The sequence below is a fragment of the Streptomyces sp. NPDC050485 genome, from assembly GCF_044458185.1.
GTDB lineage: Bacteria > Actinomycetota > Actinomycetes > Streptomycetales > Streptomycetaceae > Streptomyces.
The window spans coordinates 1-1989 of the sequence record NZ_JBITHR010000076.1 but is presented as its reverse complement, the minus strand read 5'-3'; the positions used below and the strand labels follow the sequence as shown (position 1 = coordinate 1989).

2 protein-coding genes are annotated in these 1989 nt (G+C 68.0%); both read right to left on the bottom strand.

Annotation, left to right across the window (positions count from 1 at the left end; all coding sequences use genetic code 11):
• Positions 1-1128, bottom strand: coding sequence for a M20/M25/M40 family metallo-hydrolase (locus ACIBK6_RS42450; protein ID WP_399058842.1), 1128 nt, complete (start codon positions 1126-1128; stop codon positions 1-3).
• On the bottom strand, positions 1125-1989 hold an 865-nt coding region (locus tag ACIBK6_RS42445; RefSeq protein WP_399058840.1), incomplete at its 5' end, for a RimK family alpha-L-glutamate ligase. The genes ACIBK6_RS42445 and ACIBK6_RS42450, both read right to left, overlap by 4 nt.

Here is a 1989-nt window from a genome sequence, read left to right as displayed (position 1 = left end):
TCACCTGAGACTCCTGATGCGTAGCGGTGCCTCGTTTGCCGGGTTGTTGTCCGGGTGGGTGGGCAGGTGTGCCAGCTCGGTGATGGTGGTGGTGAGGACGTCGATGCCGCGCAGGTAGTCGGAGAGCACGATGTGTTCGTCGTCCGCGTGGTCGAGGCTGCTGTCGCCGGGGCCGTAGGTGGCCATGGGGATGTCCCAGACTTCGGCGAGGGTGTTCATGTCCGAGGTCGCGGTCTTGACCTTCAGCCGTGGTTGCGCGTGGAGCTGGCGGATACCGGACACGAGCGCGCGGACGGCCGGGTCGGCTCGGGTGACGCGGCAGGCGGTGACCGAGTTGCGGACCTCGAGGGTGCCGGCCGTCAGCCGTTCCCGCAGTTCGGCGACGAGGTCGTCGGTGTCGAAGCCCGGAGGGGTGCGGATGCTGAGGTCGGCGGTCGCGGTGGTCAGGTCGGCGTTCAGCTGGCAGAGCGTCGCGCCGGGCTGGTCGAACACACTGTGCGACGCGTCCGGTCCGAGGAGGTCCAGGAGCGTGTTCCAGCAGTTGACGGCCAGTTCCGACGCCTTCGGCTCGGGGTTGCTGGGATGCGTCGCGGGACACTTCACCGTGTAGCGGAGGTCGAGCTTGCCCTTGTAGCCCAGCACCACGCTCGACCAGCCACTCGGCTCGCCGATGATCAGCGCGTCGGGGCGGTCTAGGGTGGTGCGGATCGCCATCGCGCCGCGCGAGCGCGGAGTCTCCTCCTCCACGACACCGATCACCACGATCCGGCCGGGAAAGTCCGCCATGCCGGCCGCCGCGCAGATCATCGCCGCGAGCGGGCCCTTCGCGTCGACCGCGCCGCGGCCGTAGAGCCGGCCGTCCTCGGAACGGACCGGAAGCCGGCCCGGAACGGTGTCCATGTGCCCGAGAAGCATCAGGGTCGGGCCCCCGCCGCGGCCGATCTCACCGATCACATTGCCGACACCGTCGATATGCGCCCGAAAACCCAGATCCGTCATCGCCTGGACCAGATAATCGCCCAGCGCACGCTCGTGATACGACGGAGAAGGAATCTCCAGCATCGCGCGGAGCAGACCCGCGGCATACGTCTCGGTGACGTTGCCCGACGAAGTGAACGCCCAGTTCATCGCTGCGCCCGTTCCCGTAGAAAGCCGACGATGTGGTCCGCGACATCGACCCGGTCGCCGAGTGCGGACTGGAAACCGGTGAACTCCACCCGGTGGTTGACCTCCAGGACCAGCAGCCGGCCCTCACGGTCCTCGATCAGGTCCACACCGGCGATATCCGCACCCACCGCCGCGGCGGCATCCCGAGCGAGCCTGTCGATCTCCGAACTCACCTCGCACGGCCTGACCTGCCCGCCCAGCGCCACATTCGTCCGCAACGACGCACCCTGCCGATACACGGCACCCAGCACCCGGCCACCGACCACCACCACCCGGATGTCCCGGCCCGGCTTGTCGATCAGTTCCTGCACATACCCCAGATGCGACTGCGGACCCGGCAACGCGCCGGCGTACTCCAGCACACCCTCCGCCGCCGCACGATCACGCAAACCCACGATCAACCGGCCCCACGAACCGACCAACGGCTTGATCAACGCCGGATACCCGATCTCGTCCAGAGCATCCAGCGTGGCCTGCGGCGTCAGACCCAGCGCGGTACGCGGCACAGGAACCCCCGCCGCCTCCAACGCCACCGTCGTACGCCACTTGTCACCACACACCTCGGTCGCGTCCGCACTGTTGACCACATCGGCCCCCGCCACCGACCAACAACGCGCCGCATACACCGCGCGCACCTGACCGATCTCCCGGTTCAGCACCACACCCCGGGAAACACCACCCCGACCCGCCACAAACCACTCACGCCGCGTGTCGACATGCTCGAAACGAACCCCACGCCGATCGAATGCGTCGAACAACCTCTTCTCATCCGCACCGACCCTGCTGGCAAGCACCGCGATCTCACAGCCACCCGCGCGCTCT